The organism is Burkholderia sp. AU17457 (assembly GCF_002223255.1).
Taxonomy (GTDB): domain Bacteria; phylum Pseudomonadota; class Gammaproteobacteria; order Burkholderiales; family Burkholderiaceae; genus Burkholderia; species Burkholderia sola.
The window spans coordinates 150,568-158,114 of sequence record NZ_NKFB01000008.1; the positions used below are offsets into that span (position 1 = coordinate 150,568).

General features: G+C 65.7%; 6 protein-coding genes. 5 read left to right on the forward strand and 1 reads right to left on the reverse strand.

What is annotated here, in order from left to right:
- Positions 1-81 precede the first annotated feature (81 nt).
- Positions 82-2,163, forward strand: coding sequence for a putative bifunctional diguanylate cyclase/phosphodiesterase (locus tag CFB49_RS30735; protein WP_089493257.1), 2,082 nt, complete (start codon positions 82-84; stop codon positions 2,161-2,163).
- 93 nt (positions 2,164-2,256) lie between these two features.
- On the opposite strand, the gene CFB49_RS30740 is transcribed toward CFB49_RS30735, so the two are convergent.
- A complete protein-coding gene (locus CFB49_RS30740) occupies positions 2,257-3,048 on the reverse strand; it encodes a thioesterase II family protein (protein WP_089493258.1) in 792 nt (263 codons plus the stop codon).
- A 329-nt stretch (positions 3,049-3,377) separates the two neighbouring features.
- Between CFB49_RS30740 and CFB49_RS30745 the strand changes: the two genes are divergently transcribed.
- The 4 genes from CFB49_RS30745 (at position 3,378) to CFB49_RS30760 (ending at position 7,538) form a co-directional block, all read left to right on the forward strand.
- Entirely contained in the window at positions 3,378-3,587 is a 210-nt protein-coding gene (locus CFB49_RS30745; RefSeq protein WP_069619516.1) for an MbtH family protein, read from the forward strand.
- 226 nt (positions 3,588-3,813) lie between these two features.
- Complete coding sequence (locus CFB49_RS30750) at positions 3,814-5,142, forward strand: MBL fold metallo-hydrolase (protein WP_249190631.1); 1,329 nt, start codon at positions 3,814-3,816, stop codon at positions 5,140-5,142.
- Positions 5,143-5,167: 25 nt separating this feature from the next.
- Positions 5,168-6,058: a cupin-like domain-containing protein gene (locus CFB49_RS30755; protein ID WP_069619518.1), complete on the forward strand. Its 891-nt coding sequence runs from the start codon at positions 5,168-5,170 to the stop codon at positions 6,056-6,058.
- Between the two features lie 70 nt (positions 6,059-6,128).
- Positions 6,129-7,538 carry a hypothetical protein gene (locus CFB49_RS30760; RefSeq protein WP_089493707.1) on the forward strand — a complete coding sequence of 470 codons (1,410 nt, stop codon included), beginning with the start codon at positions 6,129-6,131 and terminating at the stop codon, positions 7,536-7,538.
- Positions 7,539-7,547: the final 9 nt, after the last annotated feature.

Consider the following 7,547-nt stretch of genomic DNA (forward strand, 5'->3'; position numbering starts at 1 on the left):
CAACTTTCACGCGAATCCGCGAAGCCCCCGGCTACCCCGGGGGCTCGTTACCGCCAAATCGAAAGCGATCTGTAAATAACAATGCTGCCGACAAGTTATAACGCGTTGCTCGTTCTTCTTTCGCTCCTGATCGCCATCTTGGCGTCCTACACCGTGCTGGACATGGCCGGGCGTATCAAGACGGCCAACGGGCGCGCCGCACATGGGTGGCTCGTAGGCGCGGCCAGCGTGATGGGGGCGGGCATCTGGTCGATGCATTTCGTCGGCATGCTTGCCTTCGCGTTGCCGATTCCGCTGGGATACGATCCGGCCATGACCGTGCTTTCGTTGCTGATCGCCATTGGCTGCTCCACGGTTGCGCTGTGGCTCGTCTGTCGGGGCACGCTCAGGTGGCACCGGCTTGGCGGCGGAGCGATGTTGATGGGGGCCGGCGTCGCGGGCATGCATTACACGGGCATGGCTTCGATGCACATGTCGCCGGGCATCCAGTACGACCCGTTGCTCGTCTGCCTGTCGGTCGCGATTGCCGTCGTCGCATCGGGCGCCGTGCTATGGATCGTATTCATTCGGCGAACCGGTTCGTCTCGCGTGCGCCTGCTCAACCTGGGGGCTGCGGTCCTGATGGGGGCCGCCATCGCCGGCATGCACTATACGGGGATGGCGGCCGCCCGGTTCCCGCTGGGCAGCATCTGCGGGGCCGCCCGCTCCAGCATGGACCCCGGCGGGCTTGCGCTCGTCATCGTCGTGGCCACGCTGGCGATACTCGCCATCGCGCTGATCGTTTCGGTCCTCGACCTGCGTCTGGAATCCCGCACGGCGGTGCTGGCGACGTCGCTGGCCGAAGCGAACCAGGAGCTGACGTATCTGGCGCTGCACGACACCCTCACCAAGCTCCCCAACCGCGTGCTCCTCGAAGACCGGATCGACCAGGCGATCCAGAGCACCGATCGCGAGCACGGATGTTTCGCGCTGATGTTCATGGACCTCGACGGATTCAAGGCCGTCAACGACGCCTATGGTCATCATGTCGGCGATCTGTTGCTGGTTGACGTGGCCCGGCGCATCGGCGCGAACCTGCGCTCGCAGGACACGATTGCCCGTCTGGGCGGCGACGAGTTCGTGCTGGTCGTGGCCGTGAACGAGCCCGCCGACGCGGCCGACGTGGCGGACAAGGTATTGGCGGTGATTCGGGCGCCGTTCCACGTGTCCGAACACGAATTGCGCGTGTCGGCCAGCATCGGTATCGCGCTCTATCCCGGCAACGGCAGCGATTTCCGGGAGCTGATGGCCAATGCCGATGCAGCCATGTATCACGCCAAGGCGCTCGGCCGAGATGCGTACTGCTTCTTCGAGGCATCGATGAACGCGAATGTCCGCGAGCACTTGAAAATCGTGCAGGAACTCCGTCTGGCGCTGGAGCGGCGCGAACTGGTCCTGCATTACCAGCCGAAGTTCGACGTTCCCGATGGACCGATCATGGGCGTCGAGGCGCTGTTGCGATGGCAGCACCCGACGCGCGGCCTCATGTCGCCCGATCAGTTCATCTCGATTGCGGAAAAGACCGGATTGATCGTGCCGATCGGCGAATGGGTACTGGACGAGGCCTGCCGGCAGATGCGCGCGTGGCGGGATGCGGGTCGAACCGACTGGACGATGGCAGTGAACCTTTCACCGTTGCAGTTCGGTCACGCGAGCCTGATCCGGGTCGTGGAGGCCGCATTGCAGCGGCATGCGCTGGAGCCGCACTGCCTGACGCTGGAGATCACCGAATCGACCGCGATGCGCGATGCCGACGCCAGCCTGAGAATTCTCCAGCAGCTTCACGACATGGGGGTGCGAATTTCGATCGACGACTTCGGAACGGGTTATTCGAGCTTGCTGTATCTCAAGCGCTTGCCGGCCAGCGAGCTCAAGATCGATCGGGGATTCATCCGGGATCTCGAACACGATACCGAAGATGCCGCGATCATTTCCGCGATCGTCGCGCTCGGCCGGGCACTCGACCTGAAGATCGTCGCGGAGGGCGTGGAAACGACCGCGCAGCAGCAGTTCCTGACCCGGCTCGGCTGCAATTCGCTGCAGGGCTTCTTGCTTGGGCGTCCGATGCCGGCGGATCACTTCGTCGAAGTGACCGCGCAACGCACGGCGATCAAGAATACGTGATCGCGATCCGGCGCGCGTCGTGGTCGCCCAGCGCGATCGCCCGGCGCATCTCCGCAGCGGTCGATGACGACAGCGGGTCGCCCACGCGATCGGCTACGGTATCGCGCAATCATCGGTGTCGCGCTGCCCCGCCTGCGCCAACGCCTGGCCGATTGCGTGCTGAACCGCGGCCGGATCGTCCAAAAGAAAGAAGTGCCCGCCATCGAATTCGCGGAAATCGACCGTGTGGTGCGACGCACGCAACCAGTCACGTCGCCCGGCCGGGCTCAGCAACGTGTCGTCGCGGCCGGAGAAAACCGTGACGGGGCAGGGTAGCGCGGTCGCGGACGGCAGCGGGAAGAACCGCTCGACGACGCGGAAATCCGCCTTGGCCAGCTTCAGCAGCATGGCCCGTAGCGCGTCGTGTTCCACCACTTCGCGCGGCGTCCCGCCGAGCGACACGACATAGTCGACGATCTGGGCGTCGGTGCGCGAATGGACCGGCATGCCATCGCGGTGCGCGTGGCGATGCGGGTAGAACGGCGCATCGGCGCCGGAGGCGCCGAGCCAGACGGGCGGATGCCCCTGTTGCGCCATGTCGCACGCGAAACAGTATGCGATCAAGGCCCCCATGCTGTGGCCGAACACCGAATAGGTGCGCGGCAACAGCGGACGCAGCGCGCGCAGGAAGTCGATCAGTTCGGGCAACGTATCGATCGCGCGAGCGCCCAGACTCCGGCCGCGGCCGGGCAGTTCGATCAGCCACACCTCGACGTCGTCCGGGAACGACGCCCCCCATCGATAGTAATTGGCCGCCGCGCCGCACGCGTGATGGAACACCAGCAGCCGATGCCGCGCCGTCGGGCGCTCGAGCGGAATGGTGACAGTACTGGCCAGCAAGACCATGCTTCTGAACTCCGGTTAAAAACGAACCAAACAAAATCCAAAACAATTGGATCGATTATCGATTTATTTGCAAAGGCATATTTTGCGTATCTATTCGCATATTTATGAAACAATGGGCTGGATTATTGGTTGCAGAAGATTATGATTTATCCTGTTTTCATGCAATAGAAATGTAATTGATTTAAGATGGGTTATGGTAAAGTCTGTTCGCTTCGATTTTTAGCGTTCTTGCATCGTCACTCGATGCTGTCGGGCGTGCTGTTCTTATCGAAATATCGAATTATGTGATGCGTGTGACACGTGTGATCGATTATTGAAACGAGAGAGACATGGAAGCCGAAACGCCGCAAAACGATACCGTTTTCAAAGTGGTCGTCAATCACGAGGAACAATATGCGATCTGGCCGGACGACAAGCTTGTGCCGGAAGGCTGGCGGGCGGCGGGCCCGTCGGGAAACCGGGAAGCCTGTCTCGAATGGATCGGCGCCAACTGGACCGACATGCGTCCATTGAGCGTGCGGGCCGCGCTGTCGAGATAATTATCGACGCTTCGCACCACGAGCACGCAATAAAAGATAAAGGAACGATGCGGCATTTCGCGGTCCGGTGACGGCGCGCGGGAGCACGTTTGCGTTTCGCCGAGAGAATCCGAGGGTAAAACACACCATGTCAGTCGATGATCGCCTGGGGGTCTTCCTCAATACAGGCATTCTGGCTTCGCGCGCGCATGATCTGGGCTTGTTGATCGAGCGGCAGGACGCGCTCATGCAGCAATTCATGGAAGCGAAATTCGAACCGGCCGCCTGCGCCGCACTGTTGCGCGATGCGATTGCGCGCTATCCGTTTCTGGCCGAACTGTTCGATCCGGATTCGGTGGCGGCCGGCGGCTGCATCGCGAGCCGCGCGCTGCTCTACGACCTGCATCAGCGCCGCGACCGCTGGACGCTCGCGCTGGCGCCGCGGGGCGGCGAGCCGATCGTGCTCGACACTGCCGCCGGCGACGTGCCGCAGCTCGCGAATGCGCTGCGCGACGCGCTGCAGCGCAACCGCTGGCAGCCGCTGTCCGATCTGTACGCGGACCCGCGCCTGCTCGGCTGTGAACGGCCGAAGGGCGACGCGGCGCTGGCATGGCCGGCGTTCGACGGCCCCGGCATCCAGCGGCTCGAACACGCGTCGCTGCTGATCGCATCCGAAACCACCCGTCTGCTGACCGACCCGATCAGCCTCGCAATCGGCGGCAACGTCGGCCTGCCCGATCTCGATCGCGCGCCGTCCAACCTGGGCCAGCAGATCGACGGCATGCTCGTGACGCACGGGCATCTCGACCATTGGCACATCCCGACCATCCTGCGGCACGGCGGCGACGGATCGGTGCCGGTCATCGTGCCGCACATCCCGGTCGCATCGCTGCTGGCGCAGGACGACATGCAGCAGTCGCTGCGCGACGTCGGGCAGACGGTGCTCGCGCCCGGCTGGGGCGAGACGGTGCGGATCGGCGACATCGAGATCGACATCCTGCCGTTCTACGGCGAGCAACCGACCATCGGCGCGGCCGTGCCGCCGCACGACGTGCGCAACTGGGGCAATTGCTACCGGGTCACGACGCCGCAGTTCTCGGTGATTCTGCTCGTCGACAGCGGCGAGGACGCGAAGGGCTCGGTGATGGACGTGATCGACCGGTCCGTCGCCCGGCGCGGCCGGCCCGACCTGGTCCTGAGCTGCTGCCGCGAGATGCGCAAGGCGCCGTTCTGGCAGGGCCTGTTCACGTTCTGGATGGTGCTGCCGATGACCGACCTGCAGCGCCTGCCGCGCATCGCGGAAGCGGGCGACGGCCCGTCCATCACGCTCGGGCCGTCCGGTATCGGCGAGCTCTGCGCGCGCGCCGGCGCCCATGCGTTCGCGCCGTATGCGAACGGGTTCTGCGGCATCGCCACCGAGATCGACGACATCGGCTGGATCAACGGCGAGCCGGCGGAAGCCGACACGCTCGACCAGATCGACGCGCGCCTCGACACGCTCGGCGCTACCACCCGCGTGATCCGCTGGCTGCCGGGCGACGTGCTTCGGCATAACGGAGATTGGCAGGTGTCCTGATTTTCCTGTCGACAGGAGCCCCACAATGACTGGCAGCAAGATTGTGCCGATGCCGCGGATTCGCTACGACGGCAGCCGGAGCATGCGAGACGTTCTGGCCGGACTGAAGCATCCGGCCGTGCTGGAAGGATTCATCGACGCGTGGCCCGCGCGTACGCGCTGGACGCCGGATTTCTTCGTCGAGCGCTACGGCGAACACGAGATCACGGTGGAGACGTCGCAGCTGTCGCCGACGCCGACCCGACCGGACCTCTACCTGGGCGCGCGCCGCTACGAAACCGCGCGCCTCGGCGCGACGATCCGCGCGATGCAGGCGCAGGGCAGCGCCCGCACCGCGTACATCACCTACGCGGCGATTTATTCGACGGCGCCGGAGCTGAAGGACGACATTGTGCCGCTGCACGAGCAGCACGGCTTTCCCGGCTGGATGCCGCGGTGGCTGAGGCGCAGGCTGGTGTTGCGGCCGGGCTTCTGGCTCGGCCCCGAAGGGATTTCGTCGCCGATGCATTTCGACCGGCACGAGAACCTGAACGTGCAGGTGTACGGCCGCAAACGCTGGGTGCTGTTCGCGCCCGAGCAGTCCGCCAACGTGTATTACCGGCAGCGCCGCGATCTGCCGGTGATCTTCAGCCCGGTGGACATGAGCGACCCGGACCCGGTGCTGTTTCCGCGCGTGCAGTCGGCGCCGCGCCACGACTTCGTGCTGGAGGCGGGCGACGTGCTGTACCTGCCGCCCGGCTGGTGGCACTACGTGGAATCGCTGAGCGATTCGATCAACGTGAACTACTGGTGGTGGTCGCCCCGCGCCGTGCGGACCTTCTGCCGGGTCGAGCTCGCGAGCCTGTGGCAGGCGCTCGCGCGCCGGTGGCGCCGCGCGGCCGACACGGCCGGCAAGCCGATGTCGATGCCGCGCTGACGCGCCGTCCCCACGCCGTTCGTTCTATCGGGCCGCCGTGCCGGCGGCCGTGTCTCTTCAGGAAGCCATGATGCAGAACGAGTTTGATTTCACCGTCATCGATGCGCTGTACGCGACCGGCTATCACGGGCCGCGCGCGCTCGACAAACCGGAGTTCTACTGGCGCTCGATGCTGGGCTCGATGGTCGCCTATCGCGACAGCTTCTTTCGTCCGCTCGGCGAGGAGATCGCACCGGCCGAATCGCGCGACGGCATCGAGATCGAGGCCGCGCGCTGCGAGTACGAGGGCAGCCGGTTTCATCACGCGCTGCCGATGAACATCTCGTCGCTGCGGCAGTTCGGAAACCACTGGCACCTGGTGCTGCCGACCATCTCGACGCTGCGCGACGGGTATTGCCGTCTGCGCGGCCACGCCGGCGCGGTGTCGATGCTCGACCTGTGGTTCATCAGCAAGCTGTGCCAATTGCTGCCCGCCTACCTGATCCGTCGGCGCGAGCAGCCGGCAGACCCGGACAGCATTCCCGTCGTGCCGTCGATCATCTACCGGATCTCGCTCGGCATGCACCGGATCGTGCATATCTCGCTGATCAAGCGGATGGCATCGGGCGGCGATCCGGCCGCGCCGTGCCTTGCCAGCGACGCGTATTACGTGATCGCCGAGGCGGCGGGCCTGCTCGTCGGCCGCAACTCGGTGTGCGCGGGGCCGCAGACGATGGTCGAGCAGGCCTACCGCGCGATGATCGAGCCGGCGTCGCCGGCGGGCGCCGACGCGAGCGCGGCCGAGCCCGGCTTCTACCGCTACGCGGCGGCGTTCCTGAAGCTCGAAGCGGAAAAATACCTGTTCGCGGTGCGTGCGGCGCAGCAGTTGCGCGCGCTGATCGTCGCGCTCGACGCGGTGCCCGGTCAGGCGCGCACGCAAGCGTTTCGCGACGCGCTGGCGCGTTTCGAGGATTGGTCCACCGAACACACGAGCCCGCTTGCGCACGAGATTGCGCGCGAGGATCTCGCGATGCTGCTGCAGGGGGACGAGGCCGAGATCGCGCGGGCGCGCCAATGTCCGGCGGGCACGGTGCTGCGCCGGATGACGGCCGGCCTGAATCAGCTCGTCGCCGCGGCGGACCGGATGTGCGTGGCGACGCTCGGCGCCGACGGGCCCGCCCTGCTGGCCGAAATCGACGCGATGCGCGACGCGCCGCGCGACGCGGACGAATGGTCGGCCGACGCGTTCGCGGCGCACGGGCTCGACGCGGCGGCGGCGCAGGCGACGGCGGCCGCGCTCAATACGTACCTGCACGACGAGCGCGCCGCGCAGCGAATCTTCACGCGACTCCAGCAGGAAGTGGACCGCGCGCTCGGCATCGACGACGTCGTTGCGCCGTACTCGGCCGACGACATCGCCGCCGTGTTCGGCCCGCGGCTGCGCCATTGCATCGCCGAACACTTCGCGGAAACGGACGTCGCGCACCACGCGGCCCGTTGACGCGCGGTG